This is a genomic window from Rhizobium aethiopicum, from assembly GCF_900094625.1.
Classification (GTDB): Bacteria; Pseudomonadota; Alphaproteobacteria; order Rhizobiales; family Rhizobiaceae; genus Rhizobium; species Rhizobium aethiopicum.
The window spans coordinates 55,456-80,638 of the sequence record NZ_FMAJ01000013.1; the positions used below are offsets into that span (position 1 = coordinate 55,456).

At 62.3% G+C, this 25,183-nt stretch carries 25 protein-coding genes and 2 pseudogenes; 20 read left to right on the plus strand and 7 right to left on the minus strand.

Going from position 1 to position 25,183, the window contains the following annotated elements:
* Positions 1-222: 222 nt before the first annotated feature.
* Positions 223-462: a hypothetical protein gene (locus GA0061105_RS23775; RefSeq protein WP_064692664.1), complete on the plus strand. Its 240-nt coding sequence runs from the start codon at positions 223-225 to the stop codon at positions 460-462.
* Positions 463-516: 54 nt separating this feature from the next.
* On the plus strand, positions 517-981 hold the full coding sequence (locus GA0061105_RS23780; RefSeq protein ID WP_092753282.1) for a YbhB/YbcL family Raf kinase inhibitor-like protein: 465 nt from the start codon (positions 517-519) through the stop codon (positions 979-981).
* An 18-nt stretch (positions 982-999) separates the two neighbouring features.
* Here the strand turns inward: GA0061105_RS23780 and GA0061105_RS23785 are convergent, their stop codons facing one another.
* Positions 1,000-2,367, minus strand: coding sequence for a TIGR03808 family TAT-translocated repetitive protein (locus GA0061105_RS23785; protein WP_092753284.1), 1,368 nt, complete (start codon positions 2,365-2,367; stop codon positions 1,000-1,002).
* Positions 2,368-2,617: 250 nt separating this feature from the next.
* Between GA0061105_RS23785 and GA0061105_RS23790 the strand changes: the two genes are divergently transcribed.
* Positions 2,618-4,915 carry a sensor domain-containing protein gene (locus tag GA0061105_RS23790; protein WP_092753286.1) on the plus strand — a complete coding sequence of 766 codons (2,298 nt, stop codon included), beginning with the start codon at positions 2,618-2,620 and terminating at the stop codon, positions 4,913-4,915.
* Between the two features lie 36 nt (positions 4,916-4,951).
* Here GA0061105_RS23790 and GA0061105_RS23795 read toward each other — a convergent pair whose 3' ends face one another.
* The gene (locus GA0061105_RS23795) at positions 4,952-5,674 is read right to left on the minus strand and encodes a LuxR family transcriptional regulator (protein WP_092753288.1); all 723 of its coding nucleotides are present in this window, start codon (positions 5,672-5,674) and stop codon (positions 4,952-4,954) included.
* Positions 5,675-6,162: 488 nt separating this feature from the next.
* Here GA0061105_RS23795 and GA0061105_RS23800 point away from each other — a divergent pair, with 488 nt between their 5' ends.
* Positions 6,163-7,953, plus strand: coding sequence for a methyl-accepting chemotaxis protein (locus tag GA0061105_RS23800; protein WP_092753290.1), 1,791 nt, complete (start codon positions 6,163-6,165; stop codon positions 7,951-7,953).
* A 15-nt stretch (positions 7,954-7,968) separates the two neighbouring features.
* On the opposite strand, the pseudogene GA0061105_RS23805 reads toward GA0061105_RS23800, so the two are convergent.
* Positions 7,969-8,789, minus strand: a pseudogene (locus GA0061105_RS23805) (glycerophosphodiester phosphodiesterase family protein).
* Positions 8,790-8,907: 118 nt separating this feature from the next.
* On the opposite strand from GA0061105_RS23805, the gene GA0061105_RS23810 reads away from it, so the two are divergent.
* The 12 genes and pseudogenes from GA0061105_RS23810 (at position 8,908) to GA0061105_RS23860 (ending at position 17,402) form a co-directional block, all read left to right on the plus strand.
* Positions 8,908-9,711, plus strand: coding sequence for an alpha/beta fold hydrolase (locus GA0061105_RS23810; protein ID WP_064692203.1), 804 nt, complete (start codon positions 8,908-8,910; stop codon positions 9,709-9,711).
* Between the two features lie 51 nt (positions 9,712-9,762).
* On the plus strand, positions 9,763-10,773 hold the full coding sequence (locus tag GA0061105_RS23815) for a ligase-associated DNA damage response exonuclease (protein ID WP_092753292.1): 1,011 nt from the start codon (positions 9,763-9,765) through the stop codon (positions 10,771-10,773).
* A 201-nt stretch (positions 10,774-10,974) separates the two neighbouring features.
* A complete protein-coding gene (locus tag GA0061105_RS23820) occupies positions 10,975-12,600 on the plus strand; it encodes a cisplatin damage response ATP-dependent DNA ligase (protein WP_092753294.1) in 1,626 nt (541 codons plus the stop codon).
* A 119-nt stretch (positions 12,601-12,719) separates the two neighbouring features.
* A complete protein-coding gene (locus tag GA0061105_RS23825) occupies positions 12,720-13,643 on the plus strand; it encodes an alpha/beta hydrolase family protein (protein WP_092753296.1) in 924 nt (307 codons plus the stop codon).
* Between the two features lie 81 nt (positions 13,644-13,724).
* Positions 13,725-13,950 (plus strand): annotated as a pseudogene (locus GA0061105_RS33930) (nucleotidyl transferase AbiEii/AbiGii toxin family protein); the annotation flags it as partial.
* Between the two features lie 102 nt (positions 13,951-14,052).
* Entirely contained in the window at positions 14,053-14,859 is an 807-nt protein-coding gene (locus tag GA0061105_RS23835; protein ID WP_064692208.1) for a L,D-transpeptidase, read from the plus strand.
* A gap of 140 nt (positions 14,860-14,999) precedes the next feature.
* The gene (locus GA0061105_RS23840; protein ID WP_092753297.1) at positions 15,000-15,734 is read left to right on the plus strand and encodes a L,D-transpeptidase family protein; all 735 of its coding nucleotides are present in this window, start codon (positions 15,000-15,002) and stop codon (positions 15,732-15,734) included.
* Between the two features lie 249 nt (positions 15,735-15,983).
* Positions 15,984-16,193 carry a cold-shock protein gene (locus tag GA0061105_RS23845; protein WP_064692210.1) on the plus strand — a complete coding sequence of 70 codons (210 nt, stop codon included), beginning with the start codon at positions 15,984-15,986 and terminating at the stop codon, positions 16,191-16,193.
* Between the two features lie 215 nt (positions 16,194-16,408).
* Positions 16,409-16,693 (plus strand): cold-shock protein, encoded by a 285-nt coding sequence (locus tag GA0061105_RS23850; RefSeq protein ID WP_092753299.1) that lies wholly within the window; start codon positions 16,409-16,411, stop codon positions 16,691-16,693.
* A gap of 57 nt (positions 16,694-16,750) precedes the next feature.
* Entirely contained in the window at positions 16,751-16,987 is a 237-nt protein-coding gene (gene rpsU, locus GA0061105_RS23855) for a 30S ribosomal protein S21 (RefSeq protein WP_009996690.1), read from the plus strand.
* Between the two features lie 31 nt (positions 16,988-17,018).
* Complete coding sequence (locus tag GA0061105_RS33785) at positions 17,019-17,153, plus strand: hypothetical protein (protein ID WP_280949950.1); 135 nt, start codon at positions 17,019-17,021, stop codon at positions 17,151-17,153.
* Positions 17,154-17,165: 12 nt separating this feature from the next.
* Positions 17,166-17,402, plus strand: coding sequence for a hypothetical protein (locus GA0061105_RS23860; protein ID WP_064692212.1), 237 nt, complete (start codon positions 17,166-17,168; stop codon positions 17,400-17,402).
* A 38-nt stretch (positions 17,403-17,440) separates the two neighbouring features.
* Here GA0061105_RS23860 and GA0061105_RS23865 read toward each other — a convergent pair whose 3' ends face one another.
* On the minus strand, positions 17,441-17,929 hold the full coding sequence (locus GA0061105_RS23865; RefSeq protein ID WP_092753301.1) for a MarR family winged helix-turn-helix transcriptional regulator: 489 nt from the start codon (positions 17,927-17,929) through the stop codon (positions 17,441-17,443).
* Positions 17,930-18,054: 125 nt separating this feature from the next.
* Between GA0061105_RS23865 and GA0061105_RS23870 the strand changes: the two genes are divergently transcribed.
* Complete coding sequence (locus GA0061105_RS23870) at positions 18,055-18,477, plus strand: organic hydroperoxide resistance protein (protein ID WP_092753303.1); 423 nt, start codon at positions 18,055-18,057, stop codon at positions 18,475-18,477.
* Positions 18,478-18,642: 165 nt separating this feature from the next.
* Here the strand turns inward: GA0061105_RS23870 and GA0061105_RS23875 are convergent, their stop codons facing one another.
* Positions 18,643-19,164 carry a MarR family winged helix-turn-helix transcriptional regulator gene (locus GA0061105_RS23875; protein WP_092753424.1) on the minus strand — a complete coding sequence of 174 codons (522 nt, stop codon included), beginning with the start codon at positions 19,162-19,164 and terminating at the stop codon, positions 18,643-18,645.
* An 86-nt stretch (positions 19,165-19,250) separates the two neighbouring features.
* Here GA0061105_RS23875 and GA0061105_RS23880 point away from each other — a divergent pair, with 86 nt between their 5' ends.
* Genes GA0061105_RS23880 through GA0061105_RS23890 form a run of 3 tightly spaced genes read left to right on the plus strand, consistent with a single transcriptional unit; the run spans position 19,251 to position 21,322 of the window.
* Positions 19,251-19,979, plus strand: coding sequence for a DUF899 domain-containing protein (locus tag GA0061105_RS23880; RefSeq protein WP_092753305.1), 729 nt, complete (start codon positions 19,251-19,253; stop codon positions 19,977-19,979).
* Positions 19,980-20,023: 44 nt separating this feature from the next.
* Positions 20,024-20,491 carry a DUF1579 domain-containing protein gene (locus GA0061105_RS23885; protein ID WP_064692216.1) on the plus strand — a complete coding sequence of 156 codons (468 nt, stop codon included), beginning with the start codon at positions 20,024-20,026 and terminating at the stop codon, positions 20,489-20,491.
* A 51-nt stretch (positions 20,492-20,542) separates the two neighbouring features.
* Positions 20,543-21,322, plus strand: a complete 780-nt coding sequence (locus GA0061105_RS23890; protein ID WP_092753307.1) for a VOC family protein — start codon at positions 20,543-20,545, stop codon at positions 21,320-21,322.
* A gap of 240 nt (positions 21,323-21,562) precedes the next feature.
* On the opposite strand, the gene GA0061105_RS23895 is transcribed toward GA0061105_RS23890, so the two are convergent.
* Complete coding sequence (locus tag GA0061105_RS23895) at positions 21,563-23,083, minus strand: ABC-F family ATP-binding cassette domain-containing protein (RefSeq protein ID WP_092753309.1); 1,521 nt, start codon at positions 23,081-23,083, stop codon at positions 21,563-21,565.
* A gap of 418 nt (positions 23,084-23,501) precedes the next feature.
* Positions 23,502-25,100, minus strand: coding sequence for an ABC-F family ATP-binding cassette domain-containing protein (locus GA0061105_RS23905; protein WP_092753311.1), 1,599 nt, complete (start codon positions 25,098-25,100; stop codon positions 23,502-23,504).
* Between the last annotated feature and the right edge of the window lie 83 nt (positions 25,101-25,183).

Consider the following 25,183-nt stretch of genomic DNA (forward strand, 5'->3'; position numbering starts at 1 on the left):
GAAAGACCGTAATCCCCGGCTCTTTCCCGGAAAAGTCCTCGCCGCTGATGGGACGATGAAAGCTTTTGATGCGGCTAGGACCTCTCCTGATGAGTTCGAGCACAATTGCCCGGGCCGGGGAACAATGAGAGGGCCGGCGGGTTGGACCCTGAGATCGGCGTCGTCGAGGCGCCCGAAGCCATGGGCCGCGTCCGTAGCGCGCGCCGGGCAAAGGAGGAACTCATGACAGGCAAGAAGACGCATGAACAGCAACTTCGCGTCATCGAGAAACGCGAGAAAACCGCAAATGCCGGCGAGGATTTCGACGCCAAGGCAGATCTGCAACGCAATGCGCAGGCGAGGGAAGCCCATCGAAAAGGCGATGATCTGAAGCCCAACCCGGACACTGGCAACGACGATCGGGCGATCGTGCGCGGCCGCAATCAGGAGAGCGAGCATAAAAAGGGAAGTGGTCGTCCCTGACGATGGAGGACCGCCCGACCGGAAAGGAGTTCCCCGACCAGAAAGGAGAACGTTGTGACTTTGACATTGATCAGCAAGGCTTTTGCCGAGGATCAGCCGATCCCGAAGAAATATGCACGGGCGGGCGAAAATCTCTTTCCGCCGCTTGCCTGGAGCGGCGCCCCCGACCACACCCGGAGCTTTGCTCTGGTGGTCGAGGATCCAGACGCGCCGCACGGCACGTTTCGCCACTGCGGCATTGCCAATATCCCGGCTGAGTGGAGTGCACTTGCCGAAAGCGTCGACACGGCGCCGGAGCAGGCGCCCCGCTTCTACAAGAACGACTTCGGCAATGCCCGTTACGATGGCCCGCAACCGCCGCGGGGCGACCGCCCGCATCACTACATTTTCCGCCTCGCAGCTCTCGACGTGCCGAAGCTTTCTGTCCCGGATGCAGCCGGTATCAGCGCGATGTGGGCGGAGGCAAAGAAACACGCATTGGCGGAAGCGACGGTCACCGGCACCTATCAGACGCAATGACCACAGGCAGACCGCCTGTCAGGACATACGGTTTCGCTCGATAGTGAGCTGCGCATAGGGGGAGCCGCCGCCGGCCAACTCGCTTGAGACTTGTTTGTCCCATTCGAAGCCGAGGACGGCGCCTTTCTCCGTGTCCTGGAAGACATTGTCGGTGATGACGGCGGTACCGGCGCCCTCGGCGACCGAGACGGCGCATCCCACAGGCGCCCCGCGCACCACATTGCCGCTGACGACGACATTTCTGAGATAGGCGCCCCAGCCGATCTGCAGGCCCCAGCGCGGCGCGCCCTCGATCACATTGCCCGACACCAGCGTATCGGCCTCCGCCGCAATGCCGATGCCGAAGCCGACCTCGTGCTGATATGGGCCGCGCAGCGTCAGATTGCGCACGACATTGCCGGTGACGCTCGCCAGCCTGCCGCCTTCGTCGAAATTGGCGATCGAGATGCCGTTTGCAGCCCCGTCGATCATATTGGCGGATACGACGGCGCCTTCGAAGCCGAATTCGACATAAATCGCCGTCTCGCCCGAGCGCCGGCATTGATTGCTGCTGATCTGGATATCCGAGGCCGAATTGGCGCGGATGGCGGTAAAGGCGCAATCGGAAATGTGGTTATTGACAACCATCACGCCGTCGGCGCGAAAGACATTGATGCCGTTGCCGTTCTGGCCGGTGCCGCCGTCATTGGCGCGGATGTTGGAGATCCGGTTGCCGGAAAGGATCGTGCCGTCCTCCGCCTTCTTCCAGCGATGCACGAGGATGCCGCCATTGCCGCAATCCGAGACCGTATTTGCAAGGATCGAAAGATTGGCGGAATCGACGGCGTAAAGCCCGGATTGGGCGGCGCCAGAAATGCGGCTGCGTTCGATCCGGCCACCGCAGCGCTCCAGCTGCAGGCCGTGCTTGCGGCTGCCGCCGATCTCGCAATTGTCGATCAGCACCTCGTCGACGCCGGTAAATTGCACCAGCCCGCCGGCATAGTCGCCGAGCCAGCGGTTGCCGCCGTCGATGACGAGATTGGAAAGCTCGATGCGCCGGGCGCTCTCGGCCGCAAACAGATGGCCTTCGCCGGTATAGACAATGCGCGAGGCGCCGGGCACGCCCGTGATGCGGGTATTGTCGGGCAGGGTGAGATTGGACACCTTGTAGATGCCGGGCGGCAGGAAGACCGGTACGTTCTCGGCGGCCGCCTGTTTGATCATCTGCTGCAGGTTGCGGGTCTTGCGGTCGCCGCTTTCGGGAATGGCGCGATATTCCACCGCGTCGATCGCACCGCGCAGATCGGGTTGGGTGGCAGCCGTCAGCGGCGAGGCGAGCGCGCGCGAGGCTGCGCCTGCAGCCGCCGAGGCGGCGAGAAAGCGAAGCATGTCGCGGCGAAGGGGCATTGCGGGCTCTCCTGTCATGCCGCGGCTGTAGCAGGAAACATGCCAGCACGCCTGTCTCCTTTTGGCGCAGGCCTCTCAGCGCCGCGTGGAATTGTCGTTGCGGCAGAGGCCGATGGCAGGATCTCGCCGCTTATTTTGTCGTGTTGTTCATCCTTTCATTTAAGTAAGCCGAAGGAAATGCGGACTACTTTGAAGGGAAATTAATGACTGTTGCGGGACCGGCCTTCAGCCGCCGCGGGAGAATGGCGTCATGCACGAACCGAGTGCCAGGCGATGGGAATCGGCCGATTCCCTGACGGCCGAAACGCGGCGTTTCGTTGCCGCGACCGAGGCGATGATGGCGTCGACCGCCCATCACCTCTCGGATGGCGTCGAGGACCTGCGCCTGAAGGCAATCATCCACGAACTTCCGGATTTTCTTTACGTCAAGGATCGTGACAGCCGCTTCGTCTTCGCCAATGCCGTTACCGCCGGCAGCCTCGGCTTCGGGAGCGCCGACGAGATCACCGGTAAGCGCGATTTCGACCTGTTCGATTTCGAGACGGCGCGCCGCCATTTCGATATCGAGCAGCAGATCATGGCGAGCGGCGAGGCCCGCATCGACATGGAGGAAACGGTCGTCCTTCCCGGCGCCGCCAAGCCGATATGCCGGCTGACCTCGAAGATGCCGCTGCGCAACGATCGCGGCGAGATCGTCGGCCTGATCGGCGTTTCCCGCGATATCACCGAACGCAAGCTCCAGGAGGATCTACATCGCGGCCAGGCGAAACTGCTCGAAATGATCGCCCGCAACGAGCCGCTGCCGATGATCCTCGAGGCGTTGGTGCTGATGATCGAGGCGCAGCTGACGGGTATCGACGGCTCGATTCTCCTGCTCGACGGCGACGGCACCAGGCTCTATCACGGAGCCGCTCCGAACCTTCCCGGCGGCTACAGCCGGCTGATCGATGGCGTCACGATCGGCGCCAAGGTCGGCTCCTGCGGCACCGCCGCCTGGCGCGGCCACCCGGTGATCGTCGAGGACGTGATGAACGATCCGCTGTGGGAGGATTTCCGCGCGCTGATTGCCCCTTTCGGCTTTCGCTCCTGCTGGTCGACGCCGATCGCCACCTCCGAGAATAATGTGCTCGGCACCTTCGCGCTCTATTCCAGAGAGGTGCGCCGTCCCACCGAGCATGAAATGAAGCTGGTGGCGCTTGCCACGCACATCGCCGGCATCGCCATCGAACGCAAGCGCGTCGATGACCGCATCCATTTCATGGCCCATCATGACGATCTCACCGGCCTGCCGAACCGCGCCTTTCTGAAGGAAAGGCTGGCGCGCATCCTCGACCGAGCCCGGCGCAACAACCGCAAGGTCACCATCGCCTATATCGATCTCGACAATTTCAAGGACATCAATGACGGCCGCGGCCACGCCGCCGGCGACGAGGTGCTGAAGGAGATCGCCACCCGCATGGTCAACAGCATCCGCGCCTCGGATATGGTGGTGCGGCTCGGCGGCGACGAATTCCTCGTGGTGCTCGTCCACCAGTCGAGCCATGATGCCGGCATCACTCGCCGCCTTCGCGAGCTGCAGAAGGCGATCAATCGGCCGATGCGCAGTGAGAGCGGCGACATCGCCGTCACCTCGAGCATCGGCGTCGCCGCCTTTCCTTTCGACGGGGCCACCTCGGAAGAGCTGCTCGCCAATGCCGACCGCGCCATGTACCGCGCCAAGCAACTCGGCCGCAACACGCTGCAGCATCACGATGGCGACGGCGCGCCGGTCGGCATGCCCCGCGGCGAGCAGGAGGAGCTCCACCAGGCGATCACCGGCGATCAGCTGTTCCTGGAATATCAGCCGCAGGTCGATGTCGCCACCGGCCGTATCACCGGCATCGAGGCGCTGGTGCGCTGGCATCATCCGACAAAGGGCAGGGTGCCGCCGGTCCATTTCATTCCACTTGCCGAAGAGACCGGCCTCATCGTTCCCCTCGGACTCTGGGTGCTGAACGAAGCCTGCCGCCAGGCGCGCAACTGGCAGGATATGGGCCTGACGCCGCTGTCGATCGCCGTCAACGTTTCGGCCAAGCAGTTCGCCGATCCGGATTTTGCCAGCCATGTGGCCGAGGCGCTGGAGCGCAACCGCTTGCAATCCCGCTGGCTGGAGCTCGAGGTCACCGAAAGTGTGGTGATGCAGGATGCCGAGCGCGCGCTCGCCATGATGGAGCAGCTGAGGGCGCTTGGCGTGCGCCTGTCGATCGACGATTTCGGCGCCGGCTATTCCAGTCTGGCGGCACTGAAGACCTTTCCCTTCGACCGGCTGAAGATGGACCGTTCGCTGGTCGAGGCCTTGCCGGGCGATAAGACCGCCGTCGCCATCGCCTCGGCCGTCATTTCGCTGGCGCAGACGCTGAAGCTGTCGGTTCTCGCCGAAGGCGTCGAGACCGACGCCCAGATGGATTTCCTGCGGCAGGCGCACTGCGAGGAAGCGCAGGGCTACCGGTTTTCCAAGCCCGTCTCGCCGGATCAGGCGACGCTGTTGCTGCAGGCGCAGTTTCTCTGAACTTGTTCGGCAGCTTGCCGGCCGTCCGCCGGCATCCTAAACACGAATGATATTGAGACGCAGGGCGCTGACGACCGCCTGCGTTCTCGTCGTGCAGCCCAGCTTCTTGATCACGTTGCCGATTTGATTGTTGACCGCATTTTCCGACAGATCGAGAAGCTTGGCGATTTCGCTGCTCTTCCTGCCCCCCGCCGTCAGCCTCAGGCAGTCCAGCTCGCTCGGCGTAAAGGCAATCGGCTTGTGTTTCTCGTTCAATGTCAGCTGCGAGAGCCGATCATAGATGAGCGTGGCGATAAAAAGGATTTTCGCCATTTCGAGCATGCTGAGATTCCGAGGCCCTGAAATCGACAGCGCACCGCGTCCGGCCGCGGCATCATGGACGGGAAAATAGGCTCCCTTTTGCATGCCGTACCGCCTGAACAACTCGATGACCATGGACTTCTTGCCTTCACCGCGATCGGTATTGATCGCCTCGACATCATAGTTGAAGGGGCTGGTCGATCTCAGCATCCGGCGGATGACGGGACTGTCTACCATCAGGTTATGGGCGTCGTAATAATCGACCATTTCCGCAGGCCAGTTGGTGATGATCTTCGTCGCGCCTATTTCAACGAAGTCGACTGCGGGCAGCGTCATGATCAGGAAAGCGGTCATTCCCAGATCCTGAGTGAGGCCCTTCATATATTTGAAGACTTCGTAATGGGTCTCGAAGCCTGCCGCGACTTCCTCAATGCGACTGAACTCGTCCTCGAGCTTCATGTCATTCTCCGATCAACAATCGCATCCGGCGCTTGGGCGGCTGACGTGTCCAGCAGTTCGCTCGTATCGGAAGTTGATTCTGCACGCTCGAAGGACGGTAAAATATGCATCTGCAGCGGAAAAACGGAAAGGGCTTTAAGTGCCCGCCATATGCGAACATAGAGGCAGTTGATGCTTAACAAAGAGTAAATCCCTGTTCGAATTTTCCGGGCGGGCCGCTGATGGAAAAACGCTGTCTTCCCGCGGCAATTCCCGGCCGAAAGATCTTGTGGCCAACCGAACCCTTCGGGCATTTCCTTGTAACAGTATGATTCCGCGTCCTTATTTTTCCGCGTCGCCAAGACGTAGAGGCGACCTGTTTCGCTACGGCTGGGTTAAAGGATGCTTAAAGAATTTAGAGGATTCTATTTTCAGGTTGCTCGTCCAGCGCAAGCCCCGTGGTGGGTCGCGGCAGTCATATCGCTTAGACCCGAGTTAGGGGGAACAACATGAAGACACTAGGATTCGGCTTCAGTTCGGATGCCAAGGCCATACTTGCCGCGATGAGCAGGTCACAGGCCATCATCGAATTCGACCTCACCGGCAAGATTCTGACGGCCAACGCCAATTTCTGCGCGGCGCTCGGTTACGAATTGTCCGAAATTGTCGGCCAGCACCACCGGATGTTCGTCGAGCCGGCAGATGCCTCCTCCGCCGATTATCGGGAATTCTGGGCGAGGCTCGGCCGCGGCGAATTCGATCAGCGCCAATACAAGCGGATCGGCAAGGGCGGCAAGGAAATCTGGATCGAAGCCTCCTATAATCCCGTCTTCAGCGGCGGGAAACCGTACAAAGTGGTGAAGTTCGCGACCGATATCACCAAGCAGAAGCTGAAAAGCGCCGAAGATGCCGGCAAATTGAGCGCCCTGTCGCGCGCCCAGGCCGTTATCGAATTCACACCGAAGGGCGAGATCCTGACGGCGAACGAGAATTTCCTGTCAGCGCTCGGTTATCAGCTCGCCGAAATCCAGGGCCGCCACCATTCGATGTTCTGCGACAGCGCTTACGCCAACAGTGACGATTATCGGCGGTTCTGGGCGCGTCTGGCCGCTGGCGAATTCGTGGCCGATGAGTTCCTGCGCCTCGGCAAGGGCGGCAAAAAGATCTATATTCAGGCCTCCTACAATCCGATCTTCGACATGAACGGCAAGGTGTTCAAGGTCGTCAAATTCGCAACCGACGTCACCGCCCGCGTCAACAATGTCGATCAGCTCGCGGCGTCCCTGACGGCACTCTCCGGCGGTGATTTGACCCAGGAAGTCGCAACACCTTTCATCCCGACACTGGAAAAACTCCGGATTGATTTCAACGCCGCGGTCAGCAAGCTGCGCACGGCGATGCAGGTCGTCGCCCAGAACGCAACCGGCATCGCTGCCGGAGCCCAGCAGGTTCGTTCCGCCTCCGACGATTTGTCGAAGCGTACGGAACAGCAGGCCGCCTCCGTCGAGGAAACCGCAGCCGCCCTTGAACAGATCACCACAACGGTCTCCGATTCCAGCAACCGCGCCCAGGAAGCCGGCCAATTGGTGCGACGGACCCGAGAGAATGCAGAGCGCTCCGGCGCGGTGGTCCGTAGCGCAGTCGAGGCCATGGGGAAGATCGAGTCATCCTCCGCGGAGATCGGCAATATTATCGGCGTAATCGACGAAATCGCCTTCCAGACCAACCTGTTGGCGCTCAACGCAGGCGTCGAGGCGGCACGCGCGGGCGACGCCGGCAAGGGTTTTGCGGTGGTCGCGCAAGAAGTTCGCGAGCTTGCTCAGAGATCGGCCAAGGCGGCCAAGGAGATCAAGGAGCTCATCGGAGCGTCCAACGAGCATGTAAAGAGCGGTGTCACATTGGTTGGTGAAACCGGCAAGGCTCTGGAAGAGATCGTCGCCCAGGTTCAACAGGTCAACGGCAACGTTCTCGCTATCGTCGAAAGTTCGAAGGAACAGGCGACGGGATTGAAGGAAATCAACACCGCCGTAAACACCATGGACCAGGGGACGCAGCAGAATGCGGCGATGGTCGAGGAATCGACGGCCGCGGCCCACGGTCTTGCCAGGGAGGCGGACGCGTTGTTCCAGCTGCTCGGACAGTTCAACATCGGCGGCGCGACAGCACGTCAACCACGCCCCTCCGTGGCAACCGCCGCTTTCAGGCCTGTCGCATCGGCGCCGCGGGCAATGGCTGCGAAGGTGAGCGCTGCCTTCCATGGCAATGCGGCAGTTGCCGGTGGTGATTGGGAAGAGTTCTGAGGCGGCGGCGCCGCCTCATTTCATGAGATTGCCGATCGTCTCGATCTCATTCGTCCAGAGGCCTGCCGCATAATCCTGCGGCAGCCGCGCCAGCTGCGCCGCATCGTCGATGCCGGTGGAAAAATCGCCGCCGCGATAGGGGCCGAGCACGAAGACTTCCGTTCCCGCATCTTGCATCCTGTTGAGGAAGCGGTCCGGCCAGCCCCACAGCCACGACGCGATATTGATCGGCACCAGCATTATCCGATGTCTGCAGGCATCAGGCAGGAGGCCGGTCCAGCCATAGCCGATATAGCCGAAAAGGCATTCCTTCAGGCTTTTGCGTGAGGCGGTTTTGATATCGGGTGCGAGTCGGCCGAGCACGTCGATCGGCTCGTCGCCGCCATAGACGATGATGCCGGCCCGTCGTGCCGGTGGAAGCCCGTTCAGCACGGCGGCGAGCTTTTCCCCCTCGGATGAATCGCGGCTCTTGACATTGATGAGGAAGCGCCGATCCGGAAAGGTCGAAAGCACTTGCGCCAGCGTCGGCATCATGCCGATGCCCCGGCCGCGGTCGGATGCACATCGATCTCGACGATATCGGCACCTGCTGCGAAGCCCGCCTGCATCGAGGCGATGGTGTTTTCCAGATAGTCGTGTTTGGGCGGCAGCATGCGGCTCGCCGTGCAGGTGTCGTTTTTCAGATCGGTCTCATCGAACCGCTGGGCAATGCCGCGATGGGCGAGCAGCACCGGCTTTCCCGGCCGATGCTCGGCAAGCAGGCTGCTATTGTTGAGATAGATGCCGGCGGCTGCAAGCGCGATCGCTGCCGCGCAATAGAAAAGCTTCCTGCCCATTTCTGCTCTCGCCGATTGAATGAAACGAGGCAACAGCTAGAAAGCGATTCTGGTTGTTCTTGGGCTGTTTTCCGGCTTTTCTATGCGCGGGATTATTCAGCGGAGGATTGGCATCGCTATGGAACGACACGACGACGAGCTCATCCATTTCGAAGCGCAGGGAGCGGCCCCGCTGCCGCCGGCTTCTGTAGAAGGCCATGTCGGGCGCGCCGGCGCCCGCATCTGGTATGCGAGCTACGGGACAGGCCCTGCCGTCATTCTGCTGCATGGCGGCCTCGGCCATAGCGGCAACTGGGGTTATCAGGTCCCGGCGCTGCTTGCCAGCGGCCGCCGCGTCGTGCTGATCGACAGCCGCGGCCATGGCCGAAGCACCCGCGATATCAGTCCCTACAGTTATGAGCTGATGGCGGCCGACGTGCTTGCAGTGATGGACGAACTGCGGCTGGAAAAGGCGGCGTTTATCGGCTGGAGCGACGGCGCCTGCATCGCGCTGATCCTTGCCATGACGGCACCCTCGCGTGTCGAGGGCGTCTTCTTCTTCGCCTGCAACATGGATCCGAGCGGCACGTTGGAATTCGTTCCGACCCCGGTCATCGACCGATGTTTCGCCCGCCACGCAAAGGACTATGCGGCCTTGTCGGCGACGCCGGACGATTTCAATTCCTTCGTCGATGCGGTCAGCCTGATGATGCGCACGGAGCCGAACTATCAGGCCGCCGATCTCGGCCGCATCCGCGTTCCCGTCGCAATCGTGCTCGGGGAAAAAGACGAATTCATCAAAGCCGAGCATGCCGAATATCTTGCCCGCAGCATCCCGGACGCTCAGATGATCTACCTGCCCGCCGTCAGCCATTTCGCGCCGTTGCAGCGGCCGGCGGCGTTCAACGCCGCAATCATATCCTTCCTCGACGGGATAAGGTGATGACCATCGCTTGCTCTGGCCTCGCGCCCGTTTCCCGCTATCTCTTGCTTCATGAGAGCTGATGCGCTGCTTTATCCCGCCCCGCAGGGGCTCTATTGCCCGGATGGCGGCTTTTATGTCGATCCGGTGCGACCTGTCGAACGGGCGCTCGTCACCCATGGGCATTCCGACCACGCAAGGCCGGGCCATGTGAACGTGCTTGCCACCCGCCAGACGCTAGACATCATGCGTCTGCGTTACGGCGATGGCTTCTGCGCCAGCGAACAGATTGCCGGCTTTGGCGAGGAGCTGTTCGTCAACGGCGTCAAGGTCAGTTTTCATCCCGCCGGCCATGTGCTCGGCTCGGCCCAGATCGCCATCGAGAAGAACGGCACTCGCATCGTCGTCTCCGGCGATTACAAGCGCCGCCCCGACCCGACCTGCGCGCCCTATGAGCTGGTCGCCTGCGATGTCTTCATCACTGAGGCGACCTTCGGCCTGCCTGTTTTCCATCACCCCGATCCGATCGACGAAACCGGCAAGCTGCTGGCCTCGCTCCGGCAATTTCCCGAGCGCACCCATCTCGTCGGCGCCTATGCGCTGGGCAAGGCGCAGCGGGTCATCCGGCTGCTGCGCGATGCCGGTTATGCCGAGCCGATCTATATTCACGGCGCCATGGAAAAGCTCTGCGACTATTATGTCCGTCAGGGCATCGATCTCGGCGAACTGCAACCCGCCACGATCGAAAGCCGCGACAAGTCAGCCTTCCGTGGCGCCATCGTCATCGGCCCGTCATCGGCCTTTGCCGACCGCTGGGCGCGCCGCTTCAACGAGCCGCTGCCGGCCTTCGCCTCCGGCTGGATGATGGTGCGCCAGCGCGCAAAACAGCTTGGCGTCGAACTGCCGCTCGTCATCTCCGACCATTGCGACTGGCCGGAACTGACCGAAACGATCCGTGAACTGCATCCGGCCGAAGTCTGGGTGACCCACGGCCGCGAGGAGGCGCTGGTGCGTTGGTGCCAGCTGCAAGGCATCAAGGCGAAACCGCTGCATCTGGTGGGTTATGAGGATGAGGCGGATTGAGATGAGCTGCGTGCTGGATCAAAACCCCTCCCCAACCCCTCCCCACAAGGGGGAGGGGCTTAATCTGCCGCGCCGTCCCGCAGCAAAATCTCTGCTGCGAACGCTGAGGTCGAAAGAGGGCAGGGCAGCGCCACGAGTTGGTCCCTCCCCCTTGTGGGGAGGGGTTGTGGAGGAGTCTTTTCCCCAAACCCGGAGGCCGACATGAAGGCCTTCGCCGACCTCCTCGACCGCCTCGTGCTCACCCCGAGCCGCAACGGCAAGCTAAAACTGCTGACCGATTATTTCCGCGATACGCCGGATCCCGACCGCGGCTATGGGCTTGCTGCGATCGCCGGTACGCTGGAGGTGCGCAACGTCAAGCCGGCCATGCTGCGTGAGCTGGTGCTGGAGCGCATGGACGAGGTGCTGTTCCGCTATTCCTACGACTATGTCGGCGATCTCGCCGAAACCATCTCGCTGGTCTGGGACAATGACCGGGATATCGACCGCTCCGCCCTATCCCAGCCGCGCCTCGGCGAGGTCGTCACCCGCATGAACGGGCTCGGCCGCACCGAAGTGCGCGGCTATGTCCGCGACCTGCTCGACCGGCTGGATTCCTCCGGCCGCTTTGCCTTCATCAAGCTCGCCACCGGCGCGCTGCGCATCGGCGTCTCCGCCCGTCTTGCCAAGCAGGCGCTGGCCGATCTCGGCGGCAAGGACGTTACCGAGATCGAAACCCTCTGGCACGGCCTGCAGCCGCCCTACGAGACGCTGTTCCAATGGTTGGCGGGCGGCGGCGACAAACCGGCTCTGGCGACGCCGGCGATCTTCCATTCCGTCATGCTCGCTAATGCGGTGGAGGAGGGGGACCTGGCAGGTCTCGACCCGGCCGACTACGCCGCCGAGTGGAAATGGGACGGCATCCGCGTCCAGCTTTCCCGCGCAGGCGACAGGCGCAAGATCTATTCGCGCTCCGGCGACGACATATCAGGCGCCTTTCCCGATGTCCTCGACGCGATAAATTTTTCCGGCGTCGTCGACGGCGAACTGCTGGTCGGCGGCACCGCCCGCTCCAACAGCCCGACGCGCACCTTCTCCGACCTGCAGCAGCGCCTGAACCGCAAGACGGTGACGGCGAAGATGCTCGACGATTATCCCGCCTTCATCCGCGCCTATGACCTGCTCTTTGACGACGAGGAGGATATTCGCGGCCGCACCTATGTCGATCGGCGCGAGCGTCTCTCCGATATCATCGAGCGCGCCCCCCATGATCGGTTCGACCTCTCGCCGCTCGTGCCTTTCTCCTCATGGGATGAGCTCGATGCGCTGCGCGCCGCCCCGCCCGATCCGGTTATCGAGGGCGTGATGATCAAGCGGCGCGACAGCATCTACCAGGCCGGCCGCATGAAAGGCCCCTGGTTCAAGTGGAAGCGCAATCCCTATAATGTCGATGCGGTGCTGATGTACGCCCAGCGCGGCCACGGCAAGCGCTCCAGCTATTATTCCGATTTCACCTTCGGCGTCTGGGCCGATGACGAGGATGGCGAACAGCTGGTGCCGGTGGGCAAGGCCTATTTCGGTTTCACCGATGCCGAACTCGAGCTGCTCGACAAGTTCGTGCGCAACAACACCACCGAGCGTTTCGGCCCGGTGCGCGCCGTCCGCGCCGATAAGGATTTCGGCTTCGTCATCGAAGTGGCCTTCGAGGGCATCAATCGCTCGACGCGGCACAAATCCGGGGTCGCCATGCGTTTCCCCCGCATCGCCCGCCTGCGTCCCGACAAACCCTCCTACGAGGCCGACCGCCTGCGCACGCTGATCGCCATGATTGACGCCAAGCCGGGGTGATCTGCGACCGCCTGCGCAACAATGACGCAGGGCGACATTTTCAACACGATGTGTATTGGCGGCAACGCCTGTTGCGGTGCAAATCTTGTGTGCCGGGGAAATGGTTTGGATACTGTGTCATGAACTCGCATGAACGAAATTCCTTTTTCCGCCAACGCCGCGCTGTGCTGGCGGGGCTTGCCGGCGCACTCGTCCTGCCGCGCATGGCGGCCGCCTTCGATGTCCCCGACGAGCCGCGCCTTGCCAAGCACGACTATGCCGCGGTCCGCCGCCATTTCCGCACGAAACTGCTGCAGAAGGGCCCGGCGCCTGACAAATACGAACCGCTGACCGCGCCTGCCGACGCCGAGAAGATCTTCTACCGCTCCGGCTATGGCGGCGAGCTGGAGCTGGCGGCCTGGGTCTCCAGGTACAAGCGCGAGCGGACCGCCAAGCCGGCTGTGCTCTTTCTGCATGGCGGCAATGCCATGGGCCTTGGCCACTGGCAGCTGATGAAGCCCTATATGGACGCCGGTTATGTCGTGATGATGCCGTCGCTGCGTGGCGAAAACGGCCAGATGGGCAATTTCTCCGGCTTCTACGATGAGGTCGACGACGTCCTTGCCGCCACCGAGCGCCTGGCACATCTGCCCGGCGTGGATTCCCAGCGCCTGTTCATCGCCGGCCACAGCATCGGCGGCACGCTGACCATGCTGGCGGCGATGAGCACCCATAAATTCCGCGCCGCCGCGCCGATTTCGGGCAATCCCAACGCCTTCCGCTTCTTCAGCCGCTATCCCCAGGACATCCGCTTCGACGACAGCAATGCGCATGAATTCGAGGTGCGCTCGGCACTTTGCTACGCCCACAGCTTCAAATGCCCGGTCCGGGTCGTCCACGGCACCGAAGAGGCGCATTTCAACGACCGCGCCGATCTGCTTGCCCGCCGCGCCCGCGCTGCCGGCATCCATATCGAAGCCGATACCGTCGCCGGCAACCACACCTCGGCGCTGCCGGCCGAGATCGAACAGAGCATCCGCTTCTTCCACGGAGTGGCGGCCTGATCCCGCTCGTCCATTATGGAATTCAGGCGTCCTGAACATCGCACCATCGCTGCGGCCCTTCGGCTGACGCTATCGATCCGGGGGATCCTTCTCACCCGCTACGCGGAGATTCCCGCTGTCGCCGTTCTGAAGGCGACGGAAGCTTATGGCCAGGACATCGAACGCAAGATCGGCTGGGTCCTGGCGAAGCTTAACGGACGAAACGGAATTGAGGCATGCCGCAAGCGTTCTGCAGATGGACGGCGATCTCGCCGCACTGGCAATAGCCTCCCTTCGCGGTGAAGCACAACGGCTCTGGTCGATTTGATCTCCCGGCTTTTCCCGCCTCAACGCCAGCCTCGCGCCAGCCGCGAATGCCATCCTGCCGGCAGATATCGCTGTCTCGCCGATCGTTGATAAGGGTGGTTCCATGAATTTTCTGCGCCGGGTCTTTCCGATTGTCGGGCTCGTGACGGTCGTCGCGCCGCTCAGCGGCTGCAACATCCTCATTCCCGACGTCGCCGCCGATTCGCCCGCCCGCTTCGTTCAGGAAACCTCGCCGGTCTTTTACCAGCCGCCGGGCGTTGACCCGCGCCGGGTGCGGCCCATCCCCGATCAGCCGGTGCCGCAGACGCGCGAGCTCTACAAGACTCAGTTCCACCAGACCTACGGCCTGCCGGTGACCAATCCCGTGCATATGGCGATGTATGGCCAGCTTCGCGACGAGGATTTCACCCTCCCGGCGATCCCGGTCAGCCGTGTGCAGCCGCAGTTCCTGCGCCAGGAGGTCGAATACCAGACGACCGAGCGCCCCGGTACCGTCATTGTCGATACCAAGACGCGTTTCCTTTATTTCGTCGAGGGTAACGGCAAGGCGATGCGCTACGGTGTTGGCCTCGGCCGTGACGGTTACGCCTGGCAGGGCCGCGGCGTCATCCAGTGGAAGCAGAAATGGCCGCGCTGGACGCCGTCGGTCGAAATGGTCTCGCGCCAGCCGGAAGTGCGCGCCTTCGCGGCCGAAAACGGCGGCATGAATCCCGGGCTCACCAACCCGCTTGGCGCGCGCGCCATGTATATCTTCAAGGACGGCCAGGATACGCTCTACCGCATCCACGGCACGCCCGACTGGCAGTCGATCGGCAAAGCCACATCGTCTGGCTGCGTGCGCATGCTGAACCAGGACGTCGTCGATCTCTACGATCGCCTTCCCGCCAGGGCCGAGATCGTTGTGATGTAGCGCTGCAACAGCGCGACCCATATCGTCGGCTCCCGCCGGAACACGTCTGCGTGAAGCTATGGTTTATTTGGCCGAAGCCGATAGATTTCTTGGGTGTAGCCACTCCGGCGTCACGCATCAAAGGAAACCAGTCCCGCGTCATGAGCTTCGATAGACACCTTTCCCGCCGCAGCTTTCTTTCCTTTTCGGCATTGACCGCAGCCACCGCGCTCACCGGCTGCGCCTCCTCGGTCAACACGGTCACATCGGGCGGCACGTCGATCATCTACCGGTCGCCGGGCCGCCTGTTCCAGTCGCCTGGCGCCTCTAGCGTGCCGAGCGGGCCTGAGCTCGCCGTCATGTACGGCCCCGTCGAGGACGGCGGCTTCCTTATTCCCGCCGTTCCCTATGAGGAGATCGATCCGCGCTACTATCGTCAGCGCGTCCTCGATCCCACTGGCCAGCCGCCCGGCACCATCGTCGTCGATACGCCGTCGCGCTTCCTCTATCTCGTCCAGGCCGATGGCATGGCAATGCGCTATGGCGTCGGCATCGGCCGCGAGGGCTTTGCCTGGCAGGGATCGGGCGTCATCCAGTGGCGTCAGAAATGGCCGCGCTGGAAGCCGCCGAACGAGATGGTGGCCCGCCAGCCGGAACTGGTCAAATATTCGATCGAGAACGGCGGCATGGAGCCGGGGCTGACGAACCCGCTCGGCGCCCGGGCGCTCTATATCTTCTCCAACGGCGAGGATACGCTCTACCGCCTGCACGGCAATCCCGATTGGCGCTCGATCGGCAAGGCCGTCTCCTCGGGCTGCGTCAGGCTGTTGAACCAGGATATCATTGATCTCTACGATCGCGTCCCGACGAAAGCGCCGATCGTCGTCTGGCAGTAATTGCCGCCGGGGCGGCCGCGATCCGGCCGCTCCGTTTCGGGCAAAGGCTTTCTATTTCGCCACTGGCCAGCGAATTTTTTTTCGAAAATCCATTGCTTAATTCGATAAACCCCCTACATGGAGCGTATCGAATATTGCTTGTGACCTTTGTCCATGCGCTGAAAGCGCTTCGTCAGATCTCGTCTCAACATCGATATTGCCCGCGGAATCGTTCCCGGGTGCACTCAAACGGTTGAAAAGGAGATCGTTATGAATTCAGGCGTCGTCAAGTGGTTCAATGGCACCAAGGGTTTTGGCTTCATCCAGCCCGATGATGGTTCCACCGATGTTTTCGTCCATATTTCGGCAGTTGAACGTGCCGGTATGCGCGAACTCACCGAAGGTCAGAAGATCCGCTACGATCTCGTCCGCGACAAAAGGTCGGGCAAGAATTCGGCTGACAACCTTCAGGCTGCATGATTTGTCATTCGCCTGGCTGGCCATTGAAATGGCAGCGGGCTGACCATGGATGTGACAGCAACGCTGACCACGGATGTACTGGCAGCGCGCTGACCAACCGGACAGCAAAACGGCGGAGTGACGGGAAGAGGTCGGGTCCAGCCCGGCCTTTTTGTTTTGATCGTTCGGCTTCTGATTGTCCGTTTGGGCAGCCGAACAGCTGAAGGGACGCTGTAGTGGGCAGACAAAACTATAAAGTCGGCGATATGATCGTGCTGAAATCCGGCCTGACCCGTAGGCCGCTGGCCGATAAGCAGTGCCGGATCGCCAGCATACTGCCGAACGACCACGGGCATGTTCAATATCGCGTTCAGTTCGCGACAGAGAATTTCGAACGCCGCATCACCGAGGCCGATATCGACGTCGGCGAATCGTCGGTGCAGGCCTCGACCGAGGCGATTGCCAAATCCGGCGGCGCTGAACCTTGGCTGAAATTTTCCGCCCTCCGGACGGGCAAATAGTCCCGTCTTTTTTCATCATCGATAGTGCGGTTCGCCGCCGACAGGAAGGATATCATTTTGCAGGTACTCGTCAGGGATAACAATGTCGATCAGGCGCTGCGCGTGCTCAAGAAGAAGATGCAGCGCGAAGGCCTTTTCCGGGAAATGAAGGCGCGCAGCGCATTCGAAAAGCCGTCCGAGAAGCGTGCCCGCGAAAAGGCCGAGGCCATTCGCCGCCAACGCAAACTTGCACGCAAGAAGATGCAGCGCGAGGGCCTGCTGCCAGCGCCGAAGAAGGTTCTCCGCGCCCGCTGATCGGCAAAGCATTTCATGATTTCTCCCAGTCATGGAAATGCGCTATCTCTTTGTTTCACGCATTCCCGTCAAAACCGCTTCGCGATTTGCTGGGGAGCCCGCCGCGCTGTTTACCGGAATTGTTCCGGCGGCGCGGGCCATGGTTTCAAACGCCGCCATCACCTGAGAAAGGGGGCACATGACCGCCACCAAGGGAGAATTCTTCAATCCCGCCAAGCTTTCGTCTCGCGACAAGGCCGAAGCAACCGATCACACGGCGCGCGCCATTATTGCAGCCGAGGCATCGGCCCGTGACAAGAAGACGGAGAAGCTGAGGGCGCTTCGTCTGCAGCAGGCCGCCGAAGAAGCGGAAGCCTCACCGGCGCCTGCAAAGAAGCGCCGCTCGACGGCAAAGGCCGCCACCCGGCAGTCCTGATCCCGCCACGACGTCATACCGGCTCGGGGCAGGGGCGTTCAGCCGCCGGCTGCACCCGCCCGGCCGAGATTGCCGCGCAGCCGATGCAGCATGTCGCGCATTTCGGCCATTTCCTTGAGCGTGCAGCCGGCGGCATTGCCGATCGCCGTCATGATCGTGTCGACCTCCCCCTTCATCGCTTCACCCTTCGGCGTCAGCGAGACGATCACCTGCCGCTCGTCGCGCAGGTCGCGGATGCGCTTGATCAGCCCGGTCTGTTCCAGTCGCTTCAACAGCGGCGACAGCGTGCCGGAATCGAGATCCAACTGTTCGCCGATCGTCTTCACCGGCAGCGCGCTGCGTTCCCACAGCACCAGCATCACCAGATATTGCGGGTAGGTGAGGCCCACCCTGTCGAGGATGGGCTTGTAGGCGCGGGTGAACGCATGCGCCGTTGCATAGACCGCAAAGCATAGCTGCTTTTCCAGCCGCTTCTCCTCTTCAGGTATCTCCATCTTCTTCGCCGTCTGCGCTTTCATATCCATCATCCCCGAGGCTGCGATTGTCCTCTTTCCACCTGTGAAATGCAATTTGCGAAATTCACTTGCTCACAATTTAATTGTGCGATAATAAAAATCCAACCCGACAGAAGGGCCAACCAAAGGAGATCGTTATGCCTATCCTCTATACGACAAAAGCCTCTGCCACCGGCGGCCGCGCCGGCCGCGCCGTTTCCGAAAACGGCGTTCTGGACGTGACGCTGACCGTTCCGAAGGAACTCGGCGGCGACGGCGCGACCGGCACCAACCCCGAACAGCTTTTTGCCGCCGGCTATTCCGCCTGCTTCCTCGGTGCCCTGAAATTTGTCGCAGGTCAGCAGAAGGTCAAGATTTCGGAGGAGACGACCGTCTCCGCCAAGGTCGGCATCGGCCCGCGTGAAGATGGCACCGGCTTCGGTATCGAAGTGGCGCTGACGGTCAATATTCCCGGCCTCGACCGCGAGACCGCCGAAAAGCTCGCCGCCGCCGCCCACATCGTCTGCCCCTACAGCCACGCCATGCGCACCTCGACCGAAGTTCCGGTCACGGTAGCGTGATCGCAGATTCCGCAAAGCGGCAGCCCCTCACCCTAACCCTCTCCCCGCTCGCGGGGAGAGGGGACGTGTCCGACGAGACCGTGAGGGGGCGGAGAGGTCGCTGCATATCCCTTCTCCCCGCTCGCGGGGAGAAGGTGCCGGCAGGCGGATGAGGGGCAGGTCGTCCTAATCGCCCGTCGCCCGTCCACTTTGACGCCGCGGGCGCGACGCCTCAGCCGGCTTCGGCGTCCCGTCCATCATCCCCGACACTTTCTGCAGATCCTGCCGCAGCCGCGCGGAGCTTCCGTCAGGGAGCTTTTTGTCGAGCGCCGCATGGGTGTCTTTCCAGATCGGCAGCGCTCTTCCCAGCGCCGCCTTGCCTTCGCCGGTAAGGGCAAGCAGCCGGCCCCGCCGGTCCTTCGGATTCTCCATCACGCTCACCCAGCCCTTGCGCTGCAGCGGCTTCAATGCCGCCGTCAGCGTCGTTTGGTCCATGGCGAGGAGGGCTGCGACCGGCCCCATCGGCGGGGGTTCCGGCCGGTTGAGCGACATCATCAGCGAAAACTGTCCGTTGGTGAGTCCGGCGGGCCGCAGCGCGTCGTCGAACAGGCGGGCGAGCGCCCGCGCCGCCCGCTGCGCATGCAGGCAGAGGCAGGTATCGCGCACCAGCAATGTTGTAGAGAAAGGAATTTCAACCGAATTTGACATGGCCATTTTATATTGATATCAATTCTTTTAGTCAAGGAGAAGGAGATGAGCCGGCTCGCCGGCAACGCCGGAGGAGGGCGCATTTCATGCAGAACGAAGTTGTTTCCCGCGAACAATGGCTGGAGGCCCGGCGCGACCTGTTGCTGAAGGAGAAGGAGGCGACAAAGCTGCGCGACAGCATCAACGCCGCCCGCATGGCGCTGCCTTGGGTGAAGGTCGACAAGGATTACGTCTTCGAAGCGCCCGAGGGCAGGAAGTCGCTCGCCGATCTCTTCGATGGCCGCAGCCAGCTTTTGATCTATCATTTCATGCTCGGTCCGGACTGGGAGGCCGGTTGCACCGGCTGCTCCTTCCTGTCTGATCATGTCGATGGCGCCCTGCCGCATCTCAACCATCACGACGTCACCTGGGTCACCGTTTCGCGTGCGCCGCTTGACAAGATCGCCGCCTACAAAAGGCGCATGGGCTGGAAATTTCCCTGGGTCTCGTCCTTCGGAAGCGATTTCAATTTCGATTATCACGTTTCTTTCAGCCCGGAGGATCTTGCCAAAGACAAGGTCCTCTATAATTTTACTGCCATCGAGCCGGCCGAGGCCCATGACGAACTGCCTGGCCTCAGCGCCTTCTACCGCAATGACCAGGGCGAGATCTTCCATACCTATTCGAGCTATGCCCGCGGCCCGGAAGAACTGATCGGTACCCTGATGATCCTCGATCGCGCGCCGAAAGGCCGCAACGAGGACGGCATAATGAATTTCGTCCGCCGTCATGACGAATATGAGGATACCTCGAAGGCGTCATCCTGCTGTCACTGAGCAAATCAAATATCTGGAATATCGTCATTCGAAGGGAGAATAGGATGATGAAGACCGCCGAAGTGCTGAAGGAGCATTCATTTTTGGAACGACTGGTCGGCGACTGGAGCGTCACCGCGCCCGAGATGTCCGACGGCAAGGACTGGACGGAGACCGTCCGCTCGCTGCACGGCATCTGGTTCGTCGCCGAAGGGGCCGGGCCGATGCCTGATGGCAAGCAGGCCACCACGATCCTGACGCTCGGCTACAATGCCGAAAAAGGCAAGTATGTCGGCAGCTGGATCGGCAGCATGATGGATTATATGTGGGTCTATGAGGGCGAGGTGGACGCCTCGGGCAATGTGCTCGACCTTTATACGACGGGACCAGATTTCAACGGCGAGGGTCTCGCAGATTACCGCGAGCGGATCACCTTCATCGACGACCATCACCGCACTTTCACCTCCAGCGCCAAGCAGGCCGACGGCTCGTGGAAGCAGTTCATGGAAGCGCGTTACACCCGCAAAATCTGACAATCACGGCGCCCCAAGCAGCGAAAAGGCGTCAGACGAGGGAGAGTTATGATGTCCAAGACGCATGGAAAGTTCATCTGGTGCGAGCTGATGACCCCCGACACTTCAGCCGCCGCGAAATTCTACAGCTCCGTCGTCGGCTGGACCACCTCCGAAATGAAGGTGGAGGGCATGCCGCCCTATACGGTCTTCGAGGCGAACGGCATCGGTGTCGCCGGCCTGATGGAGTTTCCGGCCGAGCTTGAGGGCCAGGGCATTCCGCCGAACTGGACGGGCTATGTCGGCGTCGACGATGTCGACCAGACGGCGAGGGACTTTGCCGCCAATGGTGGCGCGGTCCGTCGGCCGCCGGACGACATCCCCACCGTCGGTCGCTTCGCCGTCGTCGCCGATCCGCATGGCGCCGTCATCTGCATCATGACGCCGGCGCCGATGGAACAGACCTGGCCGGAACTCGCCTTCGACGCGCCGGGCAATATCGGCTGGCGCGAACTCTATGCCGGCAATGGCAAAGATGCCCTGGCCTTCTATTCCAAGCTGTTCGGCTGGACGAAGGATAGCGAGATGGACATGGGGCCGATGGGCGTCTACTACCTCTTCTCCCACGACGGCCGGCAGACCGGCGGCATGATGACCAAGCCCGACGACATGCCGATGCCCTTCTGGTGCTTCTATTTCATCGTGCCGGCGCTGGATGCTGCAATCGAACGCGTCACCTCGGGCGGCGGCAAGGTCGTCAACGGCCCGATGGAAGTCCCCGGCGGCAGCTGGATCATTCAGGCCACCGACCCCCAGGGCGCCTTCTTCTGCCTGGTGGCGCCGAAGCGGTAGTGTTTTCGGTGTGTCGTTGACGGTGCACCGTGTGGCCGGCCCCTCATCCGGCTGCCGCCACCGACCGGGGTCGAGCCACTGGTCTCGACCCGTCCTTCGGACCCCCGTAAAGGGGCGAAGGGACATGCCGCGGCCTCTCCGTTCCCACCTGGCTCTCGCAGGGCACGTCCCCTCTCCCCGTTTTTACGGGGAGAGGGCTAGGGTGAGGGGCACACTTCACAGCACAGCCCCACCATCCATTCACCCCCCAACCGAAGCAAAGAACTCCTCCGGGCTCTCCACCTCCACGAGCCGCTTCCTCTCGATTAGCCAGAAGCGGTTTCCCACCGCCCGCACGAAACTGCGGTCGTGCGATACCAGCAGGCAGCTCGCCTCATGCGCCATCAGCTCGCTTTCGAGCGCTTCCTGTCCCTCGATGTCGAGGTGATTGGTGGGCTCGTCGAGCAGATAGAAGTTCGGTTCCGTCAACCGCAGCACCAACATGCCGAGCCGTGCCTTCTGGCCGCCGGAGAGCTGGCCGATCGGTTTTGTCTGCATGTCGATCGTCATGCCGGCGCCGGCCAGCAGGGCGCGCGCCCTGTGGTCGCCGACATCGAAACGGCGGATGATCGTGCCGATCGGTGTATCGCCGTCGGCAAGATCGGCGAGCGCCTGGTCGCCATAGCCGAGAACCAGCGACGGCGTCGCCTTGATCCCGCTTGGCGCCGTTTCCGGCCGTTCGATCGCCTGTCTCAGCATCGAGACCAGCCGCGACTTGCCGGCGCCGTTGAGGCCGAGAAGCACGATGCGGTCCTCCTGGCAGATGAATTGCCGGCCGGTCCTGAAGAGCAGCGTTCCATCCGGCGTCGTCACCGCCGCATCCTCAAGTGTCACCAGCACCTTGGCGTGCGTGCCGCGGTTGGTAAGCCGGATCGCGCCGGCCGAGCGCTCCAGATGCGCCGGTTTTGCCGCATCCTCCAGCTTCTCCGCCCGCTGCTTCAGTTGTTTGGTTTTGACGACGAGCAGGTCGCTGCCGGAATTGATGCCGATATTGTTGAGCTTGGCCGCCTGCTTGCGCAATTGCTCCGCCGTCCTCATGTCGCGCTCGTAGCGCCGCGCCTCGGCGGCGTCGGCCTCGTCGAGGGCGGCGCGCGCCCTGGAATAGGGGAGGGCAAAGACCGGCGATTGTTCCGGCCGCAGGAACAGCGTCCGGTTGGTCGTTGCATCGAGGAAGGCGCGGTCATGGCTGGAGAGGATCACCGGCACGTCGCGGGCCAACGCATTCAGCCAGCTTTCCAGCTGCGCGATCTTTTCGAGATCGAGATGGTTGGTCGGCTCGTCGAGCAGAAGCACGTCCGGTTCGCTCACCCAGGCGCGGCCCAGCATGGCAAGCCGCTGCCAGCCGCCGCTCAACTGCTGTAGCGGCCGCCGGCGGATGGCCTCCGGCACCTCAAGCGATTCCAGCGCGACGTCGACGCGCCAGCTCTCGTTTTCGGCCAGATCGGCCGGCAAAGCCTGCAGGACCGCATCGTAAAACGTCGTGTCGAAAAGAGTGGCGGGCACATTCTGGGCGACATGGCCGAGGGTGAGCCCGCGCGCTCTGGTGATCTCGCCCTCGCTCGGCTCCAGCGCGCCGGTAATGCAGGCAAGAAGGGTGGATTTTCCGCGGCCGTTGGCGGCGACGAGGCCGATGCGGTCTCCGGAATTGACGACGAGACTGAGGTTGGAAAACAGCGGATTGCCCAGCGTCACGCCGAGATTGCGGATATTTATGAGGGTCATGTTCGTTCTCTGGTCTGACGGGGAGCGACGCAATCGGTGGCATCAGCCATCACGGATTGCGTCTTGCGGGCCCGGAAATAAGAGGATGCGCGCAGTCAGCGGACGGCGGCGCATCGGCCACGAAGGGCAGACCAGGAAGAGATGTCGTGAAACGGTCTCTGGTCAGCCCTGCAAACGCATTTGCAGGGCGTCGACGGGACCACGCTGGCGATTAAACCGGTAATAATATTGCATGGCGTGATCCTCCTTTCTCGAAAGGGTTGCAGCATGGAATACCACTGGCGGCAAAATGAGGCAAGGGAGGCGCATGCGCCGGGGATAACGAGCCCTGCCGAGGGAGGTTGGAGGATGCCGCGCTCTCATAGGCGGTGGGGAATGCAGGGTGCCGCTGGCGGAGGGCACCGCTGCTCCCCTGAAATCACCCGGCCGGATCGCCGCCGCCCGGCAATTCCAGCCGCCGTGTTATGCCGATGTTTTGGAGAAACGTCTCGTCGTGGCTGACGACGATCAGCGCTCCGTCAAAGGCGCTGAGACCCGCCTCGACCGCTGATATCGAGTCGATGTCGAGATGGTTGGTCGGTTCGTCCAAGATCAGCAGTGGCGGCGGTGCGGCGCCGAGTGTGCAGGCAAGGCCGGCGCGCAGCAATTGGCCGCCGCTGAGGGTCGAAACCGTCTGCAATGCCGCATCGGCCCTGAACATGAAGCGGGCAAGCGCGGCCCGACAGGTGTTTTCATCGGCTTGCGGATTGATCCGGCGGAAATTGTCGCGGATCGAGGCGGACGGATCGAGAAGGCTCACCTTCTGATCAAGCATGGCGCAACCGGTCATCACGGCAACTGTGCCGGTCGAGGCCTTGAGCTCGCCGGTGATGAGCGCGAGCAGCGTCGTCTTGCCCGAGCCGTTCGGCCCGGTAATGGCGATGCGTTCCGGTCCCGTCATGTCGAAGGAGAGATCTGAGATGACGGGTTCATCAGGCTGGTAACCTGCCGTCACGCCGTCGATCTTCAGCACGATCTTGCTGGCCGGCAGCCCTGTCGGCGGCAAATTCACCGACAATGGCTGGAGGATCTCGATCTTCTCGCGCGCTGCCTTTGCCTCTTCGAGTGCCTGGGCGCGACGTCGTTCGGCAAGACGCGCATTGTCGCCGCCGGTGGTTTCGCTCCGCTCCTTCATGCCGCCGAGCATGATGCGCGGGATGCCGCCCTTGGCGGCCATCTTCCGCCCGGCGCTGTCCCTGTGTGCCTGACGCTCGACGTTTGCCTGCGCCTTCCCGGCAACTTCCGCCACGCGCCTTTCGGCATCGGCAAGATCATGCCGGGCGGCGGCAAGCTCAAGCGCCTTGCGCTCGCGGTAGTGGCTCCAGTTGCCGCCATAGCGCGTCGCGCCGAGCGAGGTCAGCTCGACGATCTGATCGACGCTTTCGAGCAGTTCCCGGTCATGGCTGACGATGACCGCGCCGGCCCGCCAGCCTGAAATCAGCGTGATCACGGCTTTGCGGCCTTCGCGGTCGAGATTGTTCGTGGGCTCGTCGAGCAGCAGGAAATCCGGCTCGCTGAAGATGAGCGCGGCAAGCGCAGCACGTGTGCGCTGCCCGCCGGAGAGCGCGGCAAGCGGCGTCCGCGGCTCCGCGTCCAGCCCCGTCCTGCTGAGCGCGGCTGCGAGGCGCGTCTCCACCGTCCAGTCTGCCGAGGTAAGCTCGTCGGCCGTTGCCTCGCCGGCTTCGGCACGCCGAAGAAGCTTGAGCGCCGCGGTCGCACCGAAGAGATCAGCGATGGTTTCATCGGCTGCGACCTGGACGCTTTGACGCAGCACCCCGAGGCTGCCGCTGATCGATATCGACCCGGAATGCGGCCTGGCATCGCCGGAGACGAGCTTCAGCAGCGTCGTCTTGCCGACGCCGTTGCGTCCGACAAGAGCGCTGCGGTCCCTGCCGAAACTCAGATCGAGACTGGAAAAAAGCGGCCGCCCGTCAGGCGTGGCCCAGGAAATTTGCGAGAGAGTGATGGATGCAGGCATGGATATGGATTTCCCCGTTGGCAAGGCGAATTGGCATTGCGATCGGGTTGAAATCCATTGCGGCACACATCCTGTTGAAATGG

Bases quoted from the DNA above. Each gene is read 5' to 3' on its own strand.
- GA0061105_RS23775 (WP_064692664.1), top strand. From the start codon at position 223: ATGACAGGCAAGAAGACGCATGAACAGCAACTTCGCGTCATCGAGAAA.
- GA0061105_RS23785 (WP_092753284.1), bottom strand. From the start codon at position 2,367: ATGCCCCTTCGCCGCGACATGCTTCGCTTTCTCGCCGCCTCGGCGGCT.
- GA0061105_RS23790 (WP_092753286.1), top strand. From the start codon at position 2,618: ATGCACGAACCGAGTGCCAGGCGATGGGAATCGGCCGATTCCCTGACG.
- GA0061105_RS23795 (WP_092753288.1), bottom strand. From the start codon at position 5,674: ATGAAGCTCGAGGACGAGTTCAGTCGCATTGAGGAAGTCGCGGCAGGC.
- GA0061105_RS23800 (WP_092753290.1), top strand. From the start codon at position 6,163: ATGAAGACACTAGGATTCGGCTTCAGTTCGGATGCCAAGGCCATACTT.
- GA0061105_RS23810 (WP_064692203.1), top strand. From the start codon at position 8,908: ATGGAACGACACGACGACGAGCTCATCCATTTCGAAGCGCAGGGAGCG.
- GA0061105_RS23815 (WP_092753292.1), top strand. From the start codon at position 9,763: ATGAGAGCTGATGCGCTGCTTTATCCCGCCCCGCAGGGGCTCTATTGC.
- GA0061105_RS23820 (WP_092753294.1), top strand. From the start codon at position 10,975: ATGAAGGCCTTCGCCGACCTCCTCGACCGCCTCGTGCTCACCCCGAGC.
- GA0061105_RS23825 (WP_092753296.1), top strand. From the start codon at position 12,720: ATGAACTCGCATGAACGAAATTCCTTTTTCCGCCAACGCCGCGCTGTG.
- GA0061105_RS23835 (WP_064692208.1), top strand. From the start codon at position 14,053: ATGAATTTTCTGCGCCGGGTCTTTCCGATTGTCGGGCTCGTGACGGTC.
- GA0061105_RS23840 (WP_092753297.1), top strand. From the start codon at position 15,000: ATGAGCTTCGATAGACACCTTTCCCGCCGCAGCTTTCTTTCCTTTTCG.
- GA0061105_RS23845 (WP_064692210.1), top strand. From the start codon at position 15,984: ATGAATTCAGGCGTCGTCAAGTGGTTCAATGGCACCAAGGGTTTTGGC.
- GA0061105_RS33785 (WP_280949950.1), top strand. From the start codon at position 17,019: ATGGAAATGCGCTATCTCTTTGTTTCACGCATTCCCGTCAAAACCGCT.
- GA0061105_RS23860 (WP_064692212.1), top strand. From the start codon at position 17,166: ATGACCGCCACCAAGGGAGAATTCTTCAATCCCGCCAAGCTTTCGTCT.
- GA0061105_RS23865 (WP_092753301.1), bottom strand. From the start codon at position 17,929: ATGATGGATATGAAAGCGCAGACGGCGAAGAAGATGGAGATACCTGAA.
- GA0061105_RS23870 (WP_092753303.1), top strand. From the start codon at position 18,055: ATGCCTATCCTCTATACGACAAAAGCCTCTGCCACCGGCGGCCGCGCC.
- GA0061105_RS23875 (WP_092753424.1), bottom strand. From the start codon at position 19,164: ATGTCAAATTCGGTTGAAATTCCTTTCTCTACAACATTGCTGGTGCGC.
- GA0061105_RS23880 (WP_092753305.1), top strand. From the start codon at position 19,251: ATGCAGAACGAAGTTGTTTCCCGCGAACAATGGCTGGAGGCCCGGCGC.
- GA0061105_RS23885 (WP_064692216.1), top strand. From the start codon at position 20,024: ATGATGAAGACCGCCGAAGTGCTGAAGGAGCATTCATTTTTGGAACGA.
- GA0061105_RS23890 (WP_092753307.1), top strand. From the start codon at position 20,543: ATGTCCAAGACGCATGGAAAGTTCATCTGGTGCGAGCTGATGACCCCC.
- GA0061105_RS23895 (WP_092753309.1), bottom strand. From the start codon at position 23,083: ATGACCCTCATAAATATCCGCAATCTCGGCGTGACGCTGGGCAATCCG.
- GA0061105_RS23905 (WP_092753311.1), bottom strand. From the start codon at position 25,100: ATGCCTGCATCCATCACTCTCTCGCAAATTTCCTGGGCCACGCCTGAC.